General features: G+C 46.1%; 21 protein-coding genes. 13 read left to right on the forward strand and 8 right to left on the reverse strand.

The genetic code is table 11. The features are described from left to right. The coding region (locus tag ACQY6Q_RS07030; RefSeq protein ID WP_427979530.1) for a hypothetical protein at window positions 1-377 on the forward strand (377 nt) is incomplete at its 5' end. A gap of 48 nt (window positions 378-425) precedes the next feature. Here the strand turns inward: ACQY6Q_RS07030 and ACQY6Q_RS07035 are convergent. Together ACQY6Q_RS07035 and ACQY6Q_RS07040 are read right to left on the reverse strand one after the other, a co-directional pair. Further along, window positions 426-620, reverse strand: coding sequence for a DUF4250 domain-containing protein (locus ACQY6Q_RS07035; protein WP_427979532.1), 195 nt, complete (start codon window positions 618-620; stop codon window positions 426-428). 16 nt (window positions 621-636) lie between these two features. After that, entirely contained in the window at window positions 637-819 is a 183-nt protein-coding gene (locus tag ACQY6Q_RS07040; protein WP_427979534.1) for a DUF2061 domain-containing protein, read from the reverse strand. Window positions 820-1,000: 181 nt separating this feature from the next. Between ACQY6Q_RS07040 and ACQY6Q_RS07045 the strand changes: the two genes are divergently transcribed. The 5 genes from ACQY6Q_RS07045 (at window position 1,001) to ACQY6Q_RS07065 (ending at window position 5,672) form a co-directional block, all read left to right on the forward strand. Continuing rightward, window positions 1,001-3,370 (forward strand): fatty acid cis/trans isomerase, encoded by a 2,370-nt coding sequence (locus ACQY6Q_RS07045; protein WP_427979536.1) that lies wholly within the window; start codon window positions 1,001-1,003, stop codon window positions 3,368-3,370. An 82-nt stretch (window positions 3,371-3,452) separates the two neighbouring features. Next, complete coding sequence (locus ACQY6Q_RS07050; RefSeq protein WP_427979539.1) at window positions 3,453-3,728, forward strand: putative quinol monooxygenase; 276 nt, start codon at window positions 3,453-3,455, stop codon at window positions 3,726-3,728. A gap of 44 nt (window positions 3,729-3,772) precedes the next feature. Further along, a complete protein-coding gene (locus ACQY6Q_RS07055) occupies window positions 3,773-4,552 on the forward strand; it encodes a carbon-nitrogen hydrolase family protein (protein WP_427979541.1) in 780 nt (259 codons plus the stop codon). Between the two features lie 40 nt (window positions 4,553-4,592). After that, window positions 4,593-5,099, forward strand: a complete 507-nt coding sequence (locus tag ACQY6Q_RS07060; protein ID WP_427979544.1) for an N-acetyltransferase family protein — start codon at window positions 4,593-4,595, stop codon at window positions 5,097-5,099. A 108-nt stretch (window positions 5,100-5,207) separates the two neighbouring features. Beyond that, window positions 5,208-5,672: a hypothetical protein gene (locus ACQY6Q_RS07065; protein WP_427979546.1), complete on the forward strand. Its 465-nt coding sequence runs from the start codon at window positions 5,208-5,210 to the stop codon at window positions 5,670-5,672. A gap of 79 nt (window positions 5,673-5,751) precedes the next feature. On the opposite strand, the gene ACQY6Q_RS07070 is transcribed toward ACQY6Q_RS07065, so the two are convergent. The 6 genes from ACQY6Q_RS07070 to ACQY6Q_RS07095 all read right to left on the reverse strand — a co-directional run bounded on the left by ACQY6Q_RS07070 (window position 5,752) and on the right by ACQY6Q_RS07095 (window position 12,871). Continuing rightward, entirely contained in the window at window positions 5,752-7,701 is a 1,950-nt protein-coding gene (locus ACQY6Q_RS07070) for a methyl-accepting chemotaxis protein (protein WP_427979548.1), read from the reverse strand. 102 nt (window positions 7,702-7,803) lie between these two features. Next, window positions 7,804-8,685, reverse strand: coding sequence for an AEC family transporter (locus tag ACQY6Q_RS07075; protein WP_427979551.1), 882 nt, complete (start codon window positions 8,683-8,685; stop codon window positions 7,804-7,806). 223 nt (window positions 8,686-8,908) lie between these two features. Next, window positions 8,909-9,181: an oxidative damage protection protein gene (locus ACQY6Q_RS07080; protein WP_427979553.1), complete on the reverse strand. Its 273-nt coding sequence runs from the start codon at window positions 9,179-9,181 to the stop codon at window positions 8,909-8,911. A gap of 252 nt (window positions 9,182-9,433) precedes the next feature. Further along, window positions 9,434-10,432: a glycoside hydrolase family 53 protein gene (locus tag ACQY6Q_RS07085; RefSeq protein WP_427979555.1), complete on the reverse strand. Its 999-nt coding sequence runs from the start codon at window positions 10,430-10,432 to the stop codon at window positions 9,434-9,436. A 239-nt stretch (window positions 10,433-10,671) separates the two neighbouring features. Then, a complete protein-coding gene (locus ACQY6Q_RS07090; RefSeq protein ID WP_427979558.1) occupies window positions 10,672-11,688 on the reverse strand; it encodes a LacI family DNA-binding transcriptional regulator in 1,017 nt (338 codons plus the stop codon). 79 nt (window positions 11,689-11,767) lie between these two features. Beyond that, a complete protein-coding gene (locus ACQY6Q_RS07095; RefSeq protein ID WP_427979560.1) occupies window positions 11,768-12,871 on the reverse strand; it encodes an ABC transporter ATP-binding protein in 1,104 nt (367 codons plus the stop codon). Window positions 12,872-13,087: 216 nt separating this feature from the next. Between ACQY6Q_RS07095 and ACQY6Q_RS07100 the strand changes: the two genes are divergently transcribed. The 7 genes from ACQY6Q_RS07100 to ACQY6Q_RS07130 all read left to right on the forward strand — a co-directional run bounded on the left by ACQY6Q_RS07100 (window position 13,088) and on the right by ACQY6Q_RS07130 (window position 23,187). After that, window positions 13,088-14,326, forward strand: coding sequence for an extracellular solute-binding protein (locus ACQY6Q_RS07100; protein WP_427979562.1), 1,239 nt, complete (start codon window positions 13,088-13,090; stop codon window positions 14,324-14,326). Between the two features lie 84 nt (window positions 14,327-14,410). Continuing rightward, window positions 14,411-15,715 carry an ABC transporter permease subunit gene (locus ACQY6Q_RS07105; RefSeq protein ID WP_427979564.1) on the forward strand — a complete coding sequence of 435 codons (1,305 nt, stop codon included), beginning with the start codon at window positions 14,411-14,413 and terminating at the stop codon, window positions 15,713-15,715. Window positions 15,716-15,719: 4 nt separating this feature from the next. Then, window positions 15,720-16,562 carry a sugar ABC transporter permease gene (locus ACQY6Q_RS07110; protein WP_427979566.1) on the forward strand — a complete coding sequence of 281 codons (843 nt, stop codon included), beginning with the start codon at window positions 15,720-15,722 and terminating at the stop codon, window positions 16,560-16,562. Window positions 16,563-16,579: 17 nt separating this feature from the next. Continuing rightward, the gene (locus ACQY6Q_RS07115) at window positions 16,580-17,788 is read left to right on the forward strand and encodes a glycoside hydrolase family 53 protein (RefSeq protein ID WP_427979569.1); all 1,209 of its coding nucleotides are present in this window, start codon (window positions 16,580-16,582) and stop codon (window positions 17,786-17,788) included. Continuing rightward, on the forward strand, window positions 17,788-19,854 hold the full coding sequence (locus ACQY6Q_RS07120; protein WP_427979572.1) for a beta-galactosidase: 2,067 nt from the start codon (window positions 17,788-17,790) through the stop codon (window positions 19,852-19,854). The genes ACQY6Q_RS07115 and ACQY6Q_RS07120 overlap by 1 nt, the downstream gene beginning before the upstream one ends. Before the next feature lie 147 nt (window positions 19,855-20,001). Then, a complete protein-coding gene (locus tag ACQY6Q_RS07125) occupies window positions 20,002-21,264 on the forward strand; it encodes a maltoporin (RefSeq protein WP_427979575.1) in 1,263 nt (420 codons plus the stop codon). A gap of 189 nt (window positions 21,265-21,453) precedes the next feature. Further along, window positions 21,454-23,187, forward strand: coding sequence for a methyl-accepting chemotaxis protein (locus ACQY6Q_RS07130; RefSeq protein WP_427979578.1), 1,734 nt, complete (start codon window positions 21,454-21,456; stop codon window positions 23,185-23,187). Window positions 23,188-24,209 lie beyond the last annotated feature (1,022 nt).

Consider the following 24,209-nt stretch of genomic DNA (forward strand, 5'->3'; position numbering starts at 1 on the left):
TTTTGTTAATTGCCATGAGTTTTTGCTTAGTGATGCTGGGCTTAAGCTTTTTCATTTTTCCCGGTCTGGTGATTGCCAGCCGCTTGCTGGTAGCAGACATTGATTGTGTGATGAATAAAACACCGCCGATTCAGGCCATTAGTAATAGTTGGCGACAAACCGAACCTTTAAAATGGCAGCTTTTGGCGGGGGTGATTGTGGTGGCAGGGCTAACCATGGTGCCAGTGTGGGGCATTCATCGCTTTTTATTGGCCCATCAGGCGGCAGAGTTTTGGCTATTTATTAATCGGGTAGCGGGGCAATTGCTAGAGGTTTATTTTTTGGTATTTGCTTATCGCGTATATAGCGTCATTCAGTCTGATAAGCAAAGCGTTTAAAGCTTAACTAACAAGTCTTTGGCCGTGGCTTATTGGCTGCTTAAGCACTTAAGCTGCGGTAAATTGTTGTTGGTTTTGTAGTTGGTAACCCGCTGCGGCCATGCGCTGTAGCAGTTGTTGTTGGTCTAACTCGTAAAACTGGCAAAGCTCTGTCAACGTGGAAAAGTCATTGCGGATCTGCATATTAACAATACTCACCAGCATATGAATATCCATGGTATTAACGCGTTGTTGGTCTAACATTCTGTGACTCCTTAAATTAATGGGCGACGTGCCAGCCCCACTTTAACCAGGCTTTTTCATGGAAGAAGTAGGCGATGCTGTTAATGGTGGGTTCAACGATGGCCACTAAACCGCCAATCATAATGTCGCCAGTTAATAACCAAGTCACCAAAAAGGCAATGCTAAAATGCATGCTGGCGAAAGTGATTGTTTTAAGCATGAGTTTTTCCTCTTGTTAAATTCCACATGCAAATGATAATTGTTATCATTTGTGTGTCAAGTTGTTTGTGGATTTTTCGCGTTTATTTTTGGTTTAGCGGTGATTGGCTGGTGAGTGTTCGGTTATACTTGCGCAGAAATAGGCTGGCCTAGCCAGTGCTGTAAATAATCAAGGAAAAGATATGATTAGACGCTTTGCTGTATTTTGGGTTTTACTGTTTGTGGCTGGCTGTTCCACCATTTTGATTAATCAATTTGACCAGCGTTTTGGTGAAGCCAGCGTGCAAACCCGTATCTATTCAGAAGATTATCCCCCAGCCGCTGAATTTATCGATGAAGTAAAACCGATCCTCGACCAACGTTGTGTGATGTGTCATGCCTGTTATGACGCCCCTTGCCAATTGAAGTTAACTTCGGCTGCGGGGATTGACCGAGGCGTGACCACCGCGCGAGTATATAACGCTGCCCGTCTCACCGCCGACCCCACCACCCGTTTATATACCGATGCTAAATCGACCCAGATGTGGCGGCAAAAGGGCTTTGTACCGGTGTTGAACGAGCGCGCTCAAACTGAACAGGCCAACCGCGAAGCGGGCCTGATGTACCAAGCCTTACAACAAAAACGCACTCATGGTGAAACCGGTGAAGCGATTCTTGACCCGAATGCTTACGACTTTTCTTTAGACCGTGCCCAGCAATGTGTGGGGATTGAAGGTTATGCCAAAGTTCAGGCTTCGCATCCAGAATGGGGTATGCCTTATGGTTTGCCGCCTTTAAGCGATGAAGAGTTTGATACGCTCACTGCTTGGCTGGCCAAAGGTGCGCCGATGGCTGATAGCTTGAAATTACACCAACAAATGCAAGCTCAGGTGGAGCAGTGGGAAGCTTTCCTAAATGGTGATAGCTTGAAGCAGCAATTGATGGCGCGTTACATCTATGAGCATTTGTATATCACCCATTTATACTTTGCCGAAGACAGCCATACTCGCCCAGCCTTTTTCAAGTTGGTGCGTTCGCGTACCCCTTCGGGCCAACCGATTGATGAAATTTCCACGCGTCGTCCTTACGATAACCCTGGAGTAGAGCGGGTGTATTACCGCTTAGCACCAGAGCGCGAGAGTATCGTGGTAAAAACCCATATTCCTTACCGTTTAGATAAGGCAAGAGCAGAGCGTTGGACTCGCTGGTTCTTGGCCGATGACATTCAGGTCGATAGCCTGCCTAGCTATGAGCCGAAGGTCGCGGGTAATCCCTTTGTTGCCTATCTTGATTTACCACTGAACTCGCGTTACCGCTTTTTATTGGACGATGCGGAAACCTTTATTATGGGCTTTATGAAAGGGCCTGTATGCAGAGGACAGGTGGCGCTGAATGTGATTCAAGATCATTTCTGGGTGTTTTTCACCAATCCCGATAATACCTATGAAGAAAAAGAAGCTCAGTTTTTGGCTGAGCAAAGTGAACATATGAGAATGCCAACGGTTGAGCAAAGCAATGTATTGCCAATCCGTACTTGGTTGGATTACTCCAAGCGTTACGAAAATTACATTAACGCTAGAATCGGCGTTGTTCGAGAATGGATAAATCAAGACGGCGGTAAGCTTAATCTAGATTTACTCTGGGATGGAGAGGGTAACAACGACAATGCCGCGCTAACGATTTTTCGCCATTTTGATAGTGCCAGCGTGGTTAAGGGCCTAGTAGGTCGCGAACCTAAAACGGCATGGGTTATTGATTACCCTTTGTTTGAACGCATCCATTATCTGTTGGTGGCAGGCTTTGACCCCTACGGAAACTTAGGCCATCAATTAGTGACTCGCATGTATATGGACTTTTTGCGTATGGAAGGGGAGTTTAGTTTTGCTTCGTTCTTGCCAGCGCAAGAGCGTTACGATGAATTGCGCAGTTGGTATGTGGGTGCAGATAAAAGCATCGTCAAATTTGTTGAGTCGCGCCCTCAAGAAGCTTTCTTTAAAAGCGCAATTAAGTTTGACTCGGACCGCCCGGCCAAATCGCAGTTTTATAAGATGCTGCATGACAAAGTGGCACCGGTACTTAGCCATAAATATCAACTAGATGCTCTCCAAGATCCGGCTGAAGTAATGAGCTTTGCTCAACACATTGAGGCTTGGCAAGGAGGTGCAGTGAAGCTGTTACCTCAGGTGACCTTCATTCAAGTCGACCAGCCAGAAACAGCCACATCGCGCTATTACACGCTATTGCGGCATAACGCTCACAGCAACATCTCCAGCTTGTTTTTAGAGAAAGATAACCGTTTGCCTGACCAAGACTATTTGTCTTTGCTACCCGGTTTAGTGGGGGCTTATCCCGGCGCATTCTGGCAAGTGAAGCAAGCAGATTTAGCTCAGCTAGAGCAGCAGCTATTGCAGGCCAAGAATGAAGGCGATTACCAAGACTTCATGCAAAACTATGGGGTGCGTCGCACCAATGCGGCTTTCTGGCCTTATAGTGACCGTTTACATCAGCGTTATTTACAAGCCGAGCCGGTTAGTTCAGGGATCCTTGACTACAGCCGTTTGGAAAACCGTTAGTCTAAAAGACTTAGCGACTTTGTGCTGAGTCAGGACAAGTTAAATCAATATAATATGGCGCCCTTGTGCGCCTAGGATGGACATGAGCAAAGTTATCCTAAAGGGATTTATCTTGGTGCCTGAAGAGGACTTGCCAAGGGTTAAAGCGGCCTTGCCCAAGCATGTGCAATTAAGCCGAGCAGAGCCCGGTTGTATCTGTTTCTCGGTCACCGAACACCCCGGTAATTCGCTGCGTTTCGATGTGTATGAAGAGTTTGTGGATAAGGCGGCTTTTGAGCAACATCAGCAGCGAGTGCAGGCTTCACTTTGGGGGGCAATTAGCCAAAATGTGGTTCGCCATTATCAAATTTTTGAATAGCTTAAGGCCTTTGGCCATGTGGTGCCAACAAACAAGGAAAATCCGTGAGTAAGTCACTCACCATTAGCTTGGCTCAGCTCCCAGTTGTTAAAGGCGATCTGAGCGCAAACTTAGCCATTCACCTTAATGCCATTGCTCAAGCAGCATCACAGGGTGCCGATCTGGTGGTTTTTCCAGAGCTTTCTTTGAGCGGTTATGAGCTGGAAATGGCAGAACAATTGGCAGTGGCAGAGCAGGCCGATAATTTTGCGGCGCTATCCGCCGCTGCGGTGCAGCATAAGGTCATGCTGATAGCCGGTTGTCCACTGCGCAGTAAAGCCGGGGCTAAACCAATGATTGGTGCGGTGATTTGTTTTTCAGATGGTAAGGTCGAGTTCTATGCCAAACAATATCTGCATTCGGGTGAACAACAGTATTGTTCGCCGGGTCATCAAGATTATTTGTTTAGCCTAAAAGGACAACGCATTGCTCTGGCTATATGCGCCGATTTTGCCGCCCCGGAACATTCTCTTAAGGCTCGTCATAAGGGGGCCGATATCTACCTGGTGAGTGCTTTAATATCGGGTTCTGGATTTATCGACGATGCCAAGATATTGTCTGAAATAGCAGCCAAACAGCAGTTTTCAGTATTGCTCAGTAATCACATTTCAACGACTGGTGGTTGGGCAACCTGCGGCAATAGCAGTATCTGGAACCGTACCGGAGAATTAATTGGATGTTCGCAGTCAAGCCGCTCTTGCCTACTACTTGTCACTTTTAATGGCGAGCTAGTAGAGACTCGGGTGCAAGCTTTGTTTGGAATGAACCAAGGCATTGCGATTTAAATAACCTGTTGGGCGGGAAACTTAAGTTATGGAGAACTCAGTGGAAATTAAACAGCTTCAGTCCACTTCAAGTGTGGCCCTGCAACTACATGCTCTGTTGGCCGATGCCATTGACAGTGGCGCTTCATTAGGTTTTTTAAGCCCAGCCAATCTGCAAGAGGTGGCAGCCTATTGGCAAAGTGTCGAAGCCGAGATTCAGGCCGGAACCAGAAAATTGTTTATTGCTCTTGAGCAAGAGCAAGTGGTGGGCTGTGTGCAACTGTCTTTATCGACGAAAGCCAATGCAAGTCATCGAGGAGAGATTGAAAAACTCATGGTAAATACCAGCCAACGCGGTAAGGGCCTGAGTAAGTTATTAATGGCGCGTATGGAGCGCTGCGCCGCTGATATGGGTTTGTCGTTATTGGTACTAGATACACGTGTTGGGGATGTCGCTTCATCCTTATATAGCGCTATTGGCTATCAACAAGCGGGGCAAATTCCACAGTTTGCGCGTAGCTCAAATGGCCAACTGGATGCGACGGCCTACTTTTATAAACTATTGTAGGGAGCAGGCTAAGTGTCATGGAAGCTAAATCTTAACAGTGCTGGATTGATTTAGCTTCATGCTTATCCTGTTTTGCTGAAACTATCTGTAAATAATGAAGAGATGTAAATGGAAAAAATATCTGGTGTAGTCAGTCACTTGCAAGCGATCTCTCGAACCGAAGTGACTATTGAACTAAACAGCGAGAAGCAAAATAAAGTAGTTCGTTTAGTCGTGGGGGAGCCCTGGGTAATTAGCCAAGGTGACTCTCTAGAGCTAAGTGGTGAGGCCGATCTTAAAAGCGGCGTTTTTGTTGCTTATGCTTACACTAACCAAACTAAGGGCGTGCGCTTTTACCCTGAATACACTATGGGCATGCGGGCCGTGGCGGCATTTTGGTATTTGCTAAGCGGCTTTTTTGTGGTGGCTACAGCCAGCTTGCTGTACATAAATTTATTTGATTCTCGTCCTCGTTATTTGACTGCCGCCATCGTTTTCCTTCCCTTCTTATTCAGCTGTTCTTGTTTGCTGTTGGGTTATAAGAGGTTTGCTAAATTGAAGCGAATTACTCGCTTTGTGGCAGCGTCTGAATAGTCCTTGGTGGATGCGGAAGCGTCACTATTGTGCAGTAATCCAGCCCGCTTGGCTGACTGGATTACTTGCTTACTGTGACTTAGTTAGTTTTGAAACGAGAAACCATAGCTTGTAACCCAGAGGCTAGCTCGTTTAATTGGCTGGCGCTGAGTTCTAATTGTTGTGATACCTCATTAGCTTGGCTAGATCCATCGTGTATATCGGTAATATTGCGGTTAATCTCCTCAGCCACCAAGTGTTGCTCTTCAGCTGAAGCCGCAATTTGGGTGGTCATATCGCGAATGGTTAATACCGATTGCAAGATAGCTTGAAACACCGTGCTGGTTTGCTGGGTTGCGTTAACCGTAGTGCTTGAATGCTCGATGCTGCTAGAGAGTTTTTGTGCCACATTGCCAGTTTGTTGGCGCAGGTTGGTGAGTAATTTGTCGATTTCTTCGGTTGATTCGGCGGTGCGCCCAGCTAGGGTTCTCACCTCGTCGGCTACCACCGCAAAGCCACGGCCCTGCTCACCGGCGCGAGCCGCTTCAATCGCCGCATTTAACGCTAACAGGTTGGTTTGTTCGGCGATGCCACGAATAGTATCGAGTATCACCGTAATATTGGCCGACTGTTGAGAAAGTGCATCCATGGCCTGATTGGAGTCGTTTAAAGTGGCTTCTAGTAAGCTCACCGCCTGTACGGTATCTTGAATTAATTGATGCCCTTCTTCCACTTGGTGTTGGCTGTCATCGGCACTGGAAGCTGCTTGGCTACAGTTGGACGCCACCTCGTTAGAGGTGGCCACCATTTCGTGGAAGGCTGTAGAGACTTGCTCTACCGCCGCCAGTTGACTCTCGGCAATGTGCTTCATTTTGCTAGATAAGTCATTGGCGTGTATCGCTGATTTGTCTACTTGTTGACTGTTTTCTTTGATGCGCCCCACTAACACACTGATGGACTCAACAAAGCGGTTGAAGGCGCTGGCCATTTGTCCCGATTCGTCTTTAGCTTGAATATTGAGCCGTTGGGTAAGGTCGCCCTCGCCAGAAGCTATGCCCTCTAAACCTTCGGTGATGGTGAGCATCGGTTTGGTTATTACATTCATTAAGGCGTAACCGATGGCCAAGAATAGCAAGACCATTATCACTGCAACGCCCAAGATCAATGTTATTAAAGAGTTGGCCTCTTGATACACTTCGCCGGTGGGCATAAAGCCGATAAAGCGCCAATTGAGTTCGGGAGAGAGATACACATTGGCTAACCAAGTTTGGCCATTCATTTCAATTTGATGGAGTCCGGTGGACGCATTGTTCACCTCTTGATAAGTCCCCACCTCACTAAGCGCCTTAAATAGGTTATCTTGATTGGAAGGGTCGGCTAGAATATTGCCAGTATCCTCAATCATGATGACGTAGCCCTGCTGACCAAATTTTACTTTCTTAATCAGCTCGGTCAGCTTGTTTAGGGTCACATCTACGCCAACGGTACCGTAGGCACCATTTTGTCCTTCAAAACGCATTAAGTAATCGAGTAGCGGGGCCTTGGTAGTGATGTCTTGATAAGCGGCAACTCGTATAGGAGAGCGAGCATCAATCGATTGCGGATACCAAGGGCGCTTACGGGGATCATAGTTGGCGGCGTTGTTACCTAGTGGCCACTGAATGTAGCCGCCATGATCCATGCCCAAGTATACATAGGCCAGATCTGGTCGAGCTTCGCCAAACTGGCTCATCAATTCAAAGGCTTGTTGCTCAACTCCACCGATGCTATCGGTACGCATCATTTGGCTGGGTTTATCTATATAGGTTGTTACGGAATGATCGAGCTGTTTGATAGCCGATGCATTAGCCAAGAAACGAGCATCTTCAGCTAAGCCATTTAAATATATTGAGAAGGTGGTGTCGATGTGACCCAACTCTGCACCGCTGCGATGTTCAAAGTTAAGTTTGGCATTTTCTCTGACATTTAAGATGGTAATAATGGAAACGATCAGTACCGGTAGTACCACCCCGGCGAGTAACAACAATAGAAATTTTGTTCTTATTTTCATTGTCTAATCCATCTGTCTATTTACTATAAATAAATATAGTGGACTTACTCAGGTTTACGATAAAAGTGCAATATTATTAGTAATTACTGTGTTTTTTGTCACTTAGCTTGAAGGTAAAACCCATATTAGTGCTAAGGGGATGAATAGCAGGCTGGCGATGTTACCTAACATTACAATTGAGGCAACGCGCTGGGGCTCGAGTTGATATTGCTCGGCAATTATGAAGTTTAAAACGGCGGGCGGTAGAGCCGCAAATAAGATCAAACTGGCTTGCTGAGTGGCTGGTAAAGGCAGTAACCACAACGCCAAAGTAGCACAAACCAAGCCGCTAAGCGGGCAGGCTATCGCACCAATTAAGCCCACTTTCCAATCTTTTAAATCAACATCAATTAAGCGTACTCCAAGAGTAAATAGCATAAGCGGGATTGAAATTTGTCCCAGCATATCGATGGGTGTTGCCAGCAGCGTTGGCAAGGGTAGAGCTAAGCTACCCCACACAATCCCTAAAATTGCGGCCACAATAACCGGAATACGTAGGCTAGTGTGAATTTTGGCTTTGGGATCGATGAAGTATAAACCCACGGAAAAGTGCAGCAGCATTTCCACTATAAATAGGATCACCGCAATTGGCATCGCGCTTTCACCAAAGGCCAGAATGATCAGTGGCAGCCCTAGGTTTCCCGCATTATTGAACATCATTGGCGGAAGGAAGGTGCGGGGATTAAGCCGATAGAGTTTAACCAAGGGGAGTAACAGTAAACCCGAGCCTAATACCACCCAAATGGCGGCAATCATTAATTGACTATAATGGCTAAATTCTAAGTGGGTATCGGCTAATACGGAAAAGATTAATGCAGGGCAAAAAATATCCATATTCATACGATTGGCCGCGCTAATATCGGGGCGGTGCTTACGGCCATAAAACAGCCCCAGCATCACAATCAATACTAAGGGGGCAATAATACTGAGGATTTTCCAAGCCACCAATGATTCGTCCCTAACCAGTTGAAGTACTTAGCATAACAGAAAAACAATTAGCGCGAAGTGGCGTAACTATGGAATAAGCGGCGGTATTTCCCGAAATGGATCAACCTTGAGTGCTTGGTTAAGACAAATGGGCAGATTAAGCATGTTGACAAAAACCAGGCTTGGCAAGCTTAGCCAGTGAGCAAAGCTAATGCCCGCTTCACTGGCTGGGTAACTATGTTTATTTGGCGGGGGGAGTGTAGCCTTCGATGTCGACCTCGCCGTCTTCAAATAGGTATTTCACCATTTCGGCTTGCAGCAGTTCTCGGTCTTCTTGGTTCATCAGGTTAAGTTTCTTTTCATTGATAAACATGGTTTGTTTTTTTTGCCACTCAGCCCAAGCTTCTTTACTGATGTTATCAAAAACCCGTTTGCCAAGTTCTCCTGGAATAAGTTGGAAATCGAGCCCTTCGGCTTCTTTTTTCAAACGTTGGCAAAATACTGTTCTAGCCATATTGATCCCTTATTGCGTGTTCACTGCTCGCGTGCAGTGACGGTAAGTTAAGGTACGGGCAAAGCCATTGCCATCGAATTTAGCGATGGTGGCCAAACCCACCTTAGGTGCGTGTTGCCTGTTATACCAAAGTTGTTGTTTGGGTTCCACGACTTGTCGGTGTGGCGCCATCATTTATTATGACTAAGTTATTACAGGTAAAATAGGTGTAAGCGAGAGTCTAGATGGCGCAGTTGTGAAGTAGTTGGGGCTCTATTCTAGAAAGGCATCAAGTGTTGAAGTCGGTTTTCTGGTGTAAGGGTTCCAAGCACCTAGAGTATAACCCTGCCAACTGTATGCCTGTGGCTCCCAATAGAATATTCCCAATCCTTTGTTGCGATTAACTTGACGTACTTTACTAATCATATCGGCAACAATGGTTTTGGCTTCAGGGTGATCCCAAGGCACACCAATTTCGCTGATCATCACTTCGCTGCCATAGCGATTAACTAAGTCATTTAAATTGCCAAGGCATTGTTGGTTAGCTTGTTGCCAAGTTAGCCCGGTAGCGTTGGTTGGGTAAGAAGAGGCCCCGATAACGTCCCACCAAGCGCTGTTGCTTTGTAAGCCGTCGAGGATCCAGCGAAAGTTGGCGTTGTCGTGGCAGTTAGCCAGATGGATAATCACTTTAGCGTTTGGAAAGACCTCTTTTGCAGCATTACGACCACTGTTAAAGAGCCAAGCATAGTTGCGCATATTATTGGAAGCCATTCCTTCATACCACAGCATGCCGTTATTGGTTTCATTGCCAATTTGGATCCATTTAGGAGTAATTCCGGCGTTTTTCAGCGCTTCTAGTGAGGTTTTAGTATAAGACCATACTTGCCCCATCAACTGCTCAAAGTTAAGTGAAGCCCATGCGGCGGGTTTGCTTTGGTTGGCAGGATCGGCCCAAGTATCGCTGTAGTGAAAATCTATCATCACATCCATGTTGGCAGCTTTCGCCCACTGGGCTTTAATAATCACATCATTCAACGAGTTATAGTAGCCATTGCTAGGGTTAACCCACACTCTCAAGCGAACCGCACTCATGCCATGGTCGCGTAAAATCGATAGCACATCTTGGCGGTATCCCCAGTCGTTATAAAATTCATAACCACTGTCTTCCATTTGGGTTATCCAACTAATGTCAGCCCCTTTAACTAAGGCGTGTGAGTAGCTGCTAACTGTAAAGCCCACTAACAGGAGCAGCATATTAATGATTTTTAGCATTTTGATTTTATCCCTTAATAATTTGTTTGGCATTCCGATGTTGCCAGCGAAAAATATATCAGCGGATAGTGGAAGTAGCGGGTGGGATATCAAAAATTGCGCATTTGATATGTTTTAATTTGGTGAATTGTGAGGATTAAAAGTATTAGCTTGGTAAATTTACTGTTAAAAAGCGGCGGTGATCGCGCTTGTACTCAGAAAAATGTCAGCCTGAGGGAGAGGGCGCTAGCCAAAGCTCACTAGCGTTTCGGAAAACTATCTCGCCAAATAAACTCGTGGCCAAAATAAATTGTTTTGGTGTGTTTTCTACCTTCGATTTTCTCAATAAACATATCGATGGCCGCTTCGCCCATTTCAAAAGGAAACAAACGCATGGTGGTGAGGCTGGGGCTCATGTGACGAGCCGAGGCAATATCGTTGGTGCCAATCACTTGAATGTCGTCAGGAATAGATAAACCGTGCTCATAAATGGCGCGATAAACACCTATCGCCACCATGTCGGTGGCAGCATACACCACATCGGGTAAGGCCTTGAGTTGCAGCATCTCTTTGGTGGCTTGGTAGCCGGATTCAATACAATATTCTTTGCTCACTTTACACAATTCATCATGATATAAACCATGAGCTTTGGTGACCTGTTGAAAGGCATGTAAGCGGGCTTCATTATTGCCAATAAAAGCCGGTCTTTGACAACCGCTAGCCACCACATGTTGCATTAAGTCGTAGGCTAGGGCGAAACGGTCAATTAATACTGCATCAGTTTTAGCCCCCAGTGGGTTGGTATCCACAAAAATTAGGTTGGGGTTAGTGGTATACAATGTGTGGGTTGCCTTAGCGCTGAAATGACCTACCGCGACCACCGCTGGTGACTGCCGAATCAGTTCCAAATTATTATCAATTTGGTCGAGATGAAGCACTTGTAAGTTGATGTTTTTTTGTAAACTACGATTTTGAATACCGGCGCGTATCGAGGTGAAATAAGGGTCGTCAATCTCTTGAGTGGGGGTTAAAAAGTTAACGATTAGCAGCTCTTGACGCTGCAGTGGCGATTCACTCGGTCTGGGCTCGGCCACCTTCGCCTGAGTGAATTGCTTTTTACTGCGTTTGGGCGACTGATAAGCCAGCGACTCAACGGCTTCAAGAATGGCCTTTTTTTTGTGCTCACTAATGCTTAAGGTCGGGTCTTCATTCAGAAACCTCGAAATCGTAGAAGTCGAAATATTCGCGTGTCGTGCAATATCTTTGAGTGTGGCCAAGTTATACCTACTGTTAAGTCATCGTTAGAGAGTGATTGACGACGGCTAAAGAGAATTGCTGCTCTTTAGCCCCGCTATTTTAATGGCTTAAGTTTACGCAAGTAAATGAAAGCGCATCGCCTTTAGGATCAAATATTTGCAATTGATCGGCACTGGTGTATAGAGAAATTGACTGTCCCGGCTTAACTTCGGTATCTCCGTGATTGAGATATTTGAAGTTATCAATGCCATGACACTGGCCAAATACATAGGTCATTCCGCCTAGTCGTTCCACCACTTCACATTGGAAATCAAGTGCTAAACTATTGGTTTCGGTGGCCAGGTGTTCGGGGCGTACTCCCAGTGTTAGAGACTCACCAACCGCCTGTTGGCTAATTTGAATTGGCAGTATCATTTCATGACCCGATTCCAGCTTGACCGTTAGGCTTAGCTCATCCCAGGCGCTAACGTTACAGGCTAAAAAGTTCATTTTAGGAGATCCGATAAAGCCCGCCACAAACTTGTTTTTAGGTTGATGGTACAGCTCCATTGGCGAACCCACTTGCTCGATGCGTCCATCTCTAAGTACCACAATTTTATCGGCCAGCGTCATCGCTTCTACTTGGTCGTGAGTCACGTAAATCATGGTTGATTTAAGTTCTTGGTGCAGCTTAGCAATATGCAAACGCATGTCTACACGTAGCTCAGCATCAAGGTTAGAAAGCGGTTCATCAAATAAGAATACTTTAGGGTCGCGCACAATAGCACGGCCAATGGCGACCCGCTGACGTTGGCCACCCGATAACTGCGCCGGTTTACGGTCAAGCAAGTGCTCTAATTGCAGCGCCTTAGCGACCAACTTAATTTTTTTCTCTCGTTCTTCTACTGGCACCTTGTTCACTTTAAGCGAATAGCTCATGTTCTCTGCCACGGTCATGTGTGGGTAGAGAGCATAGGATTGAAAGACCATGGCGACACCGCGCTCTGAAGGCGGCGTATCGTTAACCACTTTGCCAGCGATGGAAATGTTGCCACCACTGATTTCTTCAAGCCCGGCAATCATTCGTAGCAGAGTAGATTTACCACAACCAGATGGGCCGACAAACACCACAAACTCCCCTTCTTCGATGGACAAGTTAACATCATGAATGGTTTGGGTGTCGTCAAAGCGCTTGACGATATTAGCTAGTTGAATAGAAGACATCTAAATTTCCTTATGATAAAAAAAAGTAAATATTGTGTGACAAACCTCATTTATTTTTAGTAAATTTTATTTCCCGCCTGATTCGTTCGTCACAATGCTCATCGTTTTCAGTGATTTTGATCACATCAATGATTAAGTTGTATGGAAAAAATACCATATCGGCGCATATTTGCACCACAAATTTTATTTTTACCAAAACACAAGGCGTGAAATTTTATGGGAATCAATAAATTTAGTAAAAATATCAGTGCAATTTCTGCAGCGATGGCATTAGTGTGTTCACCCATGGCATTGGCCCAACAATCTTTGCTAGTGTGGGAAGATATTCAGAAGTCTTTCGGGAATGAGGAAGCGGTTGCCGCGTTTGAAAAACAGCATGATGTGAAAGTTGAAGTATTAGAAATGCCTTATGGCGGACAGGTTGAATCGTTACGCATGGATGGCCCCGCTGGCACCGGACCCGATGTTATTTTGATTCCACACGACCAAATTGGCGGTGCAGTGATTCAAGGTTTGTTGGCCCCGATTCAATCCGAAGCGGCTGTAGTGAATACTTTCAGCCAATCATCGATTGATGCCTTAACTTACAACGGCACCTTATACGGTTTACCTAAATCCGTTGAAACGGTGTTCATGGTCTACAACAAAGACCTAATTGATGAATTGCCAGAAACCTTAGATGAAATTTATGACTTATCACTTAAATTCCGTGAGCAAGATAAATATGGTTTATTAGCTAAGTGGGATGAAATTTACTACAGCTACGGCATCTTAAAAGGTATGGGCGGCGACGTATTTGCGAAAAACGACGACGGCTCTTACAACCCTAACAAAGTACTATTAAACACCGATGGCGCGGTTGAAGGCGCTAAGTTTATTCAAAAGTTTTACACATCGGGCGCTTTCCCCACCGGTATTATTGGTAATAACGGTTTAAATGCCATTGATTCCCTATTTACCGCCAACAAAGCCGCAATTGTGCAAACTGGGCCTTGGGCATTACAGCCTTATAAAGAAGCTGGTGTTAACTACGGGGTAGCTCCTCTGCCTAAATTGCCATCGGGTGAGCCAATGGGCTCGTTCATGGGCGTGAAGAGCTACAGCATTTCTACTTTCTCTAAAAACAAACAGTTAGCACAGCAGTTTATTGAATTTATTAATAACTTTGATAACGCTAAGCGTCGTTTTGAACTGACCGGTGAAGTACCAGCGGTAGCTGCCTTGGTGAATGACCCTGTGATTAAAAACGACCCAGGTGCGCGCGCTGTTGCCTTGCAATCGGTGCACGCTACCTCTATGCCTTCGATCCCAGAAATGAACGAAGTATGGGGCCCAGCCAACAGTGCTCTGCAGCTCATTGCTACCGATAAGCAAGATGCTAAAGGTGCTTTAGATGCAGCGGTAGAGAGTATCAGCATGCAAATTGAAGCCAACCACGCAATGATGGGCTTATAGGCGTGTAGCAGTAAGTTCGGTGAGTGATACCAGCTCTAGTGGCTGGTATCTAACCGAATGTTTTCCAAAATGGAGTTGTAAAAGATGTCTGACATGACTAAACGCCTAGAGCAAGATAGCGGCTTATATCGCTCGCATCGCGTGACTGCCACCGCGCTAGCGTTTATACCCGGCTTTGGCCAGTTTTATAACCGGCAGTTTGTCAAAGGCGTGATTTTTCTGGTTTTGCTTGTCAGTTTCTACGGAGTGAGTCGTGATTTTATTGCTCACGGTATGTGGGGACTCACTACCTTGGGAGAGACTCTTCCCGAAGATAATTCAGTGTTCCTACTCGCTGAAGGCATTATTGCCGCGCTGGTGATGTTGTTTGGCTTGGTTATTTATCTATTAAGCATTAACGACGCCTATAAAAACGGTAAGTTGTTGGATGAAGGCCGAGAGCTTAATTCTTTACGAGTGCAATATCGCAATGTGATTAATGCGGGCTTCCCTTATTTAATGATTAGTCCCGGATTCATTTTGCTGGTGTTTGTGGTGGTATTTCCCATCATCTTTGGTTTTGCCATTGGCTTTACCAATTACAATTTATATAACTCTCCTCCTGCCAAATTGGTGGATTGGATAGGCCTGAAAAACTTCTTTAATATTTTCCAGGTCAACCTGTGGCGTAATACTTTCTTCGATGTATTGCAGTGGACCGTGGTGTGGACCTTATTGGCCTCAACCCTGCAATGTACCGTGGGTGTATTGTTAGCGATTTTAGTTAATCAGAAAGACTTAAAAGGTAAGTCTCTGATCCGCACCATCTTTATTTTACCCTGGGCGGTTCCCGGCTTCGTGACCATTCTGATCTTTACCGGTATGTTCAACGACAGCTTTGGGGTCATTAACAATGTGATTTTGGACTTCTTCGGTATTGAGCCTAAGGCTTGGTTAACCGATCCATTCTGGACCAAAGTCGCCTTAATTATGATTCAAACTTGGTTGGGCTTTCCCTTTGTGTTTGCCATGACTACCGGTGTGCTGCAAGCCATTCCCAACGATCTTTACGAAGCGGCCACCATGGATGGCGCCAGTAAGTTCCAGCAGCTTAAAACCATTACGCTGCCTTTGGTATTGTATTCAATTGCTCCGATTTTGATTACTCAATACACCTTTAACTTTAATAATTTCAACATTATTTATCTGTTTAACAACGGCGGGCCGGCGGTGATAGGTAGCAATGCCGGTGGTACCGACATTTTGGTGTCGTGGATCTACAAACTCACCATGTCGTCATCGCAATACGGTATTGCCTCGGCTATCACCTTGCTGTTGTCCATTGTGGTAGTAGGCATCGCCCTATGGCAGTTCCGTATGACTAAGTCATTTAAAGAAGAGGCGCGCTAAGAATATGAGTATTAAACGCAGTAATCGTATTCGCCTAAGCCTGAGTTATGCGCTGATTGCGCTGGTATCGGTGATTATTATTTACCCCTTGGTATGGACGGTAGGCGCGTCTTTTTACCCTGGTAACAGCATTATGGGGGAATCCATTTTCCCCGAGAATCCGACCTTGAGTCATTACGCGACGCTGTTCGCCAATGATCGAGTCGCTTATCTAACCTGGTTTTGGAATAGCCTAAAAATCAGCTTTCTCACCATGGTATTAACGTTAATCAGTGTGTCTTGTACCTCGTATGCCTTTTCACGGTTTCGTTTTAAAGGCAGAAAAAATGGTTTGATGCTGTTTTTGCTATTACAGATGATCCCACAGTTTTCGGCCTTGATTGCGATCTTTGTCTTGGCACAGATGCTGGGATTAATTAATAGCCACTTGGCTTTAGTCTTGGTGTACGTGGGCGGCATGATCCCGATGAATACCTATCTGATGAAGGGCTATTTAGATGCCATTCCAAAAGATTTAGACGAATCAGCAAAAATGGACGGTGCCAGCAATATTCGGATCTTTTTAGAGATTATTTTACCTATCTCTAAACCCATTATTGCGGTGGTAGCCTTGTTCTCCTTCACCGGACCACTAGGCGATTTCATCCTTGCTACCACTATTTTACGTAGCCCCGAAAACTACACACTGCCAATCGGTTTGTACAACTTGGTAGTGGAAAAAATGGGGGCGAGTTACACCACCTACGCGGCAGGCGCGGTACTGATTTCGATCCCGGTTGCGCTGCTTTATTTATCACTACAGAAATACTTTGTCTCCGGCTTAACTGCGGGTAGTACCAAAGGCTAATCAAAGGAAGGAACAACATGAAAACAACATTTAAGCTCGCAGTGATTGCTGCGGCAGTGGCTCTTACTGGCTGTCAGTCTGCTACTACCTTAAATAAAAACGAAGACTACACCATTGTTGCCCCCAGCTTACGCGCTGACTTTATTCGTGGCATGGATATCTCAATGTTGCCGGTTATTGAAGACCTAGGCGGCAAGTACTACCAAGCAGGTAGTGAGCAAGACCTATTAAAAATTCTAAAAGATAACGGCGTTAACTCGGTTCGTGCTCGTTTATGGGTGGATCCAGCCGCAGCCAACGGCGATGCATTTGGTGGCGGTAACAGCGATTTAGCCAAGTCAATTGAGTTGGGTAAACGCGCTCAAGAAAATGGCATGAGCTTCCTATTAGATATCCATTACAGTGACTTTTGGGCTGATCCTAAGAAGCAGCAAAAACCTAAAGAGTGGGATCAACTCACCTTTGAGAACCTCACTCAAAAGGTTTACGACTATACCGCTGAAGTGATGCAAGCGCATAAGGCCGCTGGAGTCGTGCCAGACATGGTACAAGTGGGTAACGAGCTAAATGGCGGCATGTTATGGCCAGATGGAAAAAGCTGGGGCCAAGACGGTAAAGAGTTTGACCGCCTCGGTTTGCTGCTAAAAGCCGGTATCCAAGCGGTTCACGATAACGACAGCGGTAAAGATATTCAGATTATGCTGCACTTGGCCGAAGCCGGTGACAACGGTTTGTTCCGCTGGTGGTTTGATGAAATCACTAAACAGAATGTCGATTACGATGTAATTGGCATGTCTTATTACCCATGGTGGCACGGCCCCATGGATAAAGTAAAAGCCAATATGGAAGATGTTATAGCGCGCTATAACAAGCCAATTGTCTTGGTGGAAACCTCTTTCCCTTTCACCAGTGAAAATGGTGATGCTTTAGGTAATGCCTATTCTGAAACCACGCCCATCGAGGGTTATGAAATTTCGGTAAATGGCCAAGCCCAATACCTCGCCGATATCATGACCTTACTTAACGAACTACCCAATCAACAAGGTTTAGGCATCTACTACTGGGAGCCAGCGTGGTTACCGATTGATGGTGCTACTTGGTCTACCGAAGCGGGTATGGACTACAGCGGTGATAAGTGGGACATGGGTAACTCTTGGGAAAACCAAGCGCTATTTGATTTTCAAGGCAATGCCTTACCCTCACTAGAAGTATTTAAGGGACAGTAATGAGCAGTAAACAAGGCATCTTGCCTAAGGTGAAGGGACTATTGCATGGGGCCGACTATAACCCCGAACAGTGGTTGGATAGGCCCGATATTTTAGAAAAAGACATCGAGTTAATGAAGCAAACCCGCTGCAATGTGATGTCGGTGGGGATCTTTAGCTGGGCCATGTTAGAGCCCAGCGAGGGAGAGTTTCAGTTTGACTGGTTGGATCAGGTATTAGAACGATTAGCCAGCCATAACATCGATGTATTTTTGGCTACGCCAAGTGGTGCCCGTCCTGCGTGGTTATCGCAGCGCTACCCCGATGTACTGCGAGTGAATAGTGAGCGAGCTAAGCACTTACATGGCGAACGCCATAACCATTGTTATAGCTCGCCTAACTATCGCGAAAAGGTAGCAATTATCAACCGTAAGCTGGCCGAGCGTTATAGCCAGCATCCGGCGGTGATTGGTTGGCATGTATCAAATGAATACGGTGGCGACTGCCACTGTGATTACTGCCAAGACGCCTTTCGTGGCTGGTTAAAAGACAAGTACGGCAGTTTAGATGCACTGAATAAGCAGTGGTGGACTACCTTTTGGAGCCACAACTACAGCGACTGGGCGCAGATTGAGTCACCTTCTCCGATTGGTGAAAACTCAGTGCATGGGCTGAAGTTGGATTGGAAGCGTTTTTGTACCCAGCGGGTCAGTGACTTCTGCCGTCACGAAATCGCACCCTTAAAAGAACTCAATCCGGCACTGCCCACTACCGCCAATTTCATGGAGTATTTTTACGATTACAACTACTGGGAATTGGCCAAAACCATTGATGTAATTTCGTGGGACAGTTATCCACTATGGCATGGCGAGCAAGATGACGTGGCCACAGGGTGTTATATCGCGATGTACCACGACTTAATGAGAAGTTTAAAGCAACAGCCTTTCTTATTAATGGAATCGACGCCTAGTCAAACTAACTGGCAGCCAATTACCAAGCTGAAGAAAGACGGCATGCATGTATTGTCGTCACTACAGGCGGTGGCGCATGGTTCGGATTCGGTACAGTACTTCCAATGGCGCAAGAGCCGCGGCTCGGTGGAGAAATTCCACGGCGCGGTGGTCGATCACGTTGGCCATGTTGATACTCGAATTGGCCGAGAAGTGAGTGCGGTGGGTGAGTACTTGCAACAAATCCAAGAACTCGCCGGTAGCCAAACGCCAGCAGAAGTGGCGGTGATCTTTGATTGGGAAAACCGCTGGGCGCTAGACGACGCCTCAGGACCGCGTAACCAAGGCATGTTCTACGAGCAAACCGTTTGCGACCATTACCGTGGCTTTTGGCAGCAAGGGATCAACTGCGACATCATCGAGCAGCTTTGCGATTTTAGCCCCTACAAGGTGCTGGTTGCGCCGATGCTTTATCTGATTAAACCCGGCGTAGCCGAACGTTTAGCCGCCTTTGTTGAACAGGGTGGCACGCTAGTGGTGAGCTATTGGAGCGGCATTGTTGATGAATCAGACCTGTGCTTCTTGGGTGGATTCCCAGGGGGAGAGGGTAGTCCACTGCGCCGCACTTTGGGTATTTGGGCAGAAGAAATCGACTCGCTTTATGAGCACGAACGTGTGTCTTTTGTGATGGACGCCAATTCGCCTTTAGCCATTAGCGGTGAGTTTCAGGCCAAACACCTTATGGAACATATTCATTTGGAAGGCGCCGAAGCCTTGGCGCATTACAGCTCAGATATGTTCAGCGGCTCACCCATGCTGACTAAAAACCGCGTGGGTAAAGGTTGCGCCTACTACATCGCAGCACGTACCGAACTTGATTTTAACCTGCAGTTCTACCAGCAAATCGCGGCGCAGCATGGCGTGAATCGCTGGGTGGATGAGTTACCTGCAGGGCTTTCTGTAACGGTGCGAGAAGATGAGGCTTACCGTTATCTGTTTGTGATGAATTTCACTCAACAGCAACAGCAAATGCCTTGCCCAGCCGGAACTTGGTTGAAGCTCGATAGTACTGAGACAGTGGAACCACTACTTCAATTGCAAGCCTATCAGGTAAGTGTGATGCGACAAGCTAAGTAACCCGGCCAAGCTAAATACTTAGCTTGGCCCCCCTACTACATGAAGACATGAGGCGAATTTCGCTTCACGGGTAAGTGTTGCCTAAAACCAGTGATTGGTGGTGCTTACCCACAACAATAACTAGGAAAAAAACAAAAGGGATATAACATGAAGAAGACAATACTCTCTGTTGCCATTTTAGGTTCTTTGCTATCAGCCCAAGCGTTTGCGGTTGATTTCACAGGCTATGTTCGCTCTGGTTTAGGTGCCAGCGCTGACGGAGGTGGCACTCAAAGTGGCGATGAGTTCAATAAAACCACTCTAGGCCGTTTGGGTAACGAGTTTGACACTTATTCGGAGATTGGTTTAGGCCAAGAATTGTTTAACAAAGATGGACGTTCAATGTACTTTGAAAGTATGTTTGAAATGTCTTCAGATGGTAACCTAGAGTCTGAATCTACCTCTAGAGACAATGCTAACTTCGGCATTAAACAGCTGAATATTCAAGCTAAAGGTTACATCTCTGCGCTACCCGATGCGGTGGTGTGGGCGGGTAAACGTTTCTACCAACGCCATGACTTACACATCATCGATACCAAATACTGGAACATCTCGGGTTACGGTGTGGGTATTGAAAACATGAAATTAAAAACCGGGGCTATTTCAGCCGCGGTGATCCGTGCAGATAGCCCTCTTTCAGTATGGGATGACCAAGGCAACGAAACTAACTTTGGTGACTTAAATACCTACTACTTGGATTTACGTTACGCGGGTTATAGCCCATGGCAAGGCGCTTGGACCGAGTTTGGTATTGATTACGCCATGGTTAACCCTACCGACGAGCAAGAACCACTTACTGAAAACTTCAAAAATGGCTTGATGTTAACCGCTGAACTAAGCCAAAGCTTCGCCATTGGTTGGAACAAAACCGCCTTGCAATACATGGATAAAGGCCTCGCGCAAAACGCCATTTCTCAAGGTGGTGGCTGGTACGATATTTGGAGCGGTGATGTTAGTGATGCCAAAGGCTTTCGTTTAATCAATACCGGTGAAGTGAAAGGTGGTGAGCACTTTGTCTTCCACCACGTATTAACTTACGGTCGCGCCGAAGACCATGGTGATTGGTTAGACAATGAAGAACTGTTCTCTTTTGTGGCTAGACCTACTTACATTTGGTCAGAGTTTAACAAAACCATGTTAGAACTAGGCTACTTTAACCAAGAAAAAACTTGGGATAGCGGTTTTGTGGATAAGTCTGGCGGTACTAAGGTGACCTTCGCTCATGCTTTGGCTACTGGTGAGTCGTTCTACGCGCGTCCTGAGATCCGCTTCTTTGTTACTTACATCAAAGACAATGAGCAGGACAATACCTTCAACGGTAACAGTAACGACACCATTAACTACGGTGTGCAAGTGGAAGCATGGTGGTAAGCCTATGCTTGTTAGTCTGGCCGTGTTTCGGCCAGCGTAATTAGCCAATAGGTTCTGATTTGGCTTTCTCCCAAGCAGTAAGCTGTTTGGGAGAACTTTCCTTGTTGCTCTTAAAGTTAAAACATCGTCATTTGGCTAACCCTTGTTAGGGCAAGCTGCACTTTAAGAGCCTTTTTGTCGGGTTCTGCTATGAAATCACTCTCGTTAAAGAGCAAAATTATTAGTTTGTTTGTGCTGTCGCTGCTGATAACAATTGTGACGGCTTATGTTAGTGTAAAAACCGTAATTGGCGACTATATCAACGTTTCTTACGAACAGCGCATGCTGAAAAATGTCAGCCTAATTAGTAGTGAGATCCAACAGTCTTTAGCCCGTGATATCTCGGTCATTGAGAGTTTGGATTTTGGCATTATCGGCATTCGCGATACCAAGCAAAAGCTCGGTTACGAGCAAGTGGTGAAGTTGATTAACAAAAAGGCCCTTAGCGACAAGGGCAGCATGAAGCCCGAGCAAGCCCAATATTACATCGACCTAGCTAAAGACCACCCTGAAGGGATTAAAGTTACCCAAACCCGTTCGGCTGAAGGGGGCGCCCAAGTGATTATTTCTAAATACAAAAGCGGCGTGGTGGACTTTTTCACTATCGACTTAAGCTTGATTGGCGAACTAATAGAGCGTTATAGCATTCCCGGAGTGTACTTTGAGGTACTAGATCAACAAGGTCAGCCTATCTATTCCACGGTAAAGGTCAACTTGGAAGCCAAGCAAACCGACGCGATTACCGTGGCCAATTCCAGCTGGTATTTACATTCTTATATCGATCGTGCCTATACCGATGGGATTATTTCCGGCATTAACCAAGACATAACCAGATATTTGGCATTGTGTGCCTTAGTAATGTTGCTATTTAGCTTGTTCAGTTTAAAGGCGCAATTTGCTCCCTTACTAAAATTGCAGCATTTAATGGAAAGCCTCTCAGGCAAGAACGCCGACTTAACCCAGCGCATCGTACTCAATCGTCGTGATGAAGTTGGGCAGATCTCCCATTCTATTAACCAGTTTATCGACAATCTACAAAGCCTATTCCGTAATATTTCCAGCTCTAGCCTTAGTCTGAATCAACAGCGTGACGAACTGGATAATCAAAACGCTAGCAACGTGGCGGTGGTTTCACAATACGAGCGGCAAAGCCAAGTATTAAGCGAGGCGATTGAACAGATCCGCCAATCCTCGTTAGCGATTCAAAGCCAAACCAGCGACGCCAATCACTTAGCCGAGCAAATAGTAGAAACCGTGAGCCAAACGGTTGAAAAAGGCGAGTCTGCCGAACATAGCGTGAATCAGCTGGTGGATAAAACCCAGCAAGTTTCTTCTTCTATGGAGGTGATGGACACCGCATCGCAAGGCATTAGCGGCATTTTAGATACTATTCAAAAAATCGCCGACCAAACCAACTTGCTAGCTTTGAATGCCTCTATCGAAGCCGCGCGCGCCGGAGACTCTGGGCGTGGTTTTGCCGTGGTGGCCGATGAAGTGCGCAGCCTCGCGTCGAAAACCCACAGCTGCACCGCGCAAATCGACCAGCTATTGCAACAGTTTTCTGGCTCTTCCAAACAAATTGATAATTTGATGCAAGACGCCTTAGTGAGCAGCGAGTTAAGCAAGCAAACCACCCAAGAGGTGATGTCGCAGATTCAGCTGGTTAAAGGCTCGGTAGAGCAAATTAACCAGATTAACCATAGAGTCGCGCAATCTGCCGATCAGCAATGTTCGATGATGGAAGTGCTGAATGAGGAGCTAAGTCAAGCTAATCAGATGACTCAGCAAATCGCCGCTTGCGCAACGGTTATTTCCAACATTAACAGTAAGATGCAAGTGGCCTCAGAAGAACTCAGCTCACGGGTATTGGAGTTTAAGGTGTAGTAGGGGAGGCGTGGTGGCAGGCTGCGTCTTAGTTTATTTAGGTGACTTAGTCGTGATGATTTCGCCTACGGTGACTTCATACTTTTAAATAGTAAAAGCTTTCGCCTAGACGGCGATGTACTTTTCTTTGCTGGCCAAAGAAAAGTACACAAAAGAAAGGCCACCCTACATTATCTTCATCCTGCGCGACTTGTTTCCAAGCGCGCCTGCGCAACTCGCTGCGCTCAAACAGTGCTCGGCTTTATCGCTTGTCAACCGCGTTGCTCGGCGATAATGAAGGGATTGAAAAGCGCAATCTTGACTATTGAGGGGTGAAAGGTTTTTGGCCCAAATAGTGTTTTTGGTTGTTGTGTTTTGGGGGCTGTCAGCCTCGTTTATTTTTTTATTTAGTTGTTAGTGATGATTTCGCCTTGACGGCGACGTCATTAAGCTTCAACGAGCAAAGCTTAGCTAAGCAAAAAGAAAGCTCGCCCTACATTATATTTATCCTGCGCGACTTGTTTCCAAGCGCGCCTGCGCAACTCGCTGCGCTCAAACAGTGCTCGGCTTCATCGCTTGTCAACGGCGCTACTCGGCGAAGATGATGGGATTTAAAAGCGCAGTCTTGATTATCGAGAGTAGGAAACGTTTTTGCCCTATTTTGTGTTCGTAACGGGATAAAGCTTTCGCCTACGGCGACGTCATAAGCTTTGACTGCTAAAGCTTACAAGCAAAAGAAAGGCTGCCCTGCATCTTCTTAGATCCTGTGTTCAAGCTTACAAAGCGATGCTTTGTTTAAAGCCAAGCTTTCACCCCATTCACAAGGGCGTTGAAGTAACTCGCTTTGCTCAAACAGACTTCAACTTAATCCCTTGCCAAAGGCGCTACTCGGCGAAGATGATGGGATCTAAAAGCGTAGTCTTGAGTATCGAGAGTAGGAAACGTTTCTGCCCTATTCTGTGTTCGTAACGGGATAAAGCTTTCGCCTACGGCGACGTCATTAAGCTTCAACGAGCAAAGCTTAGCTAAGCAAAAAGAAAGCT

Origin of the sequence: Agarivorans sp. (assembly GCF_050295395.1) — a bacterium.
GTDB lineage: Bacteria > Pseudomonadota > Gammaproteobacteria > Enterobacterales > Celerinatantimonadaceae > Agarivorans.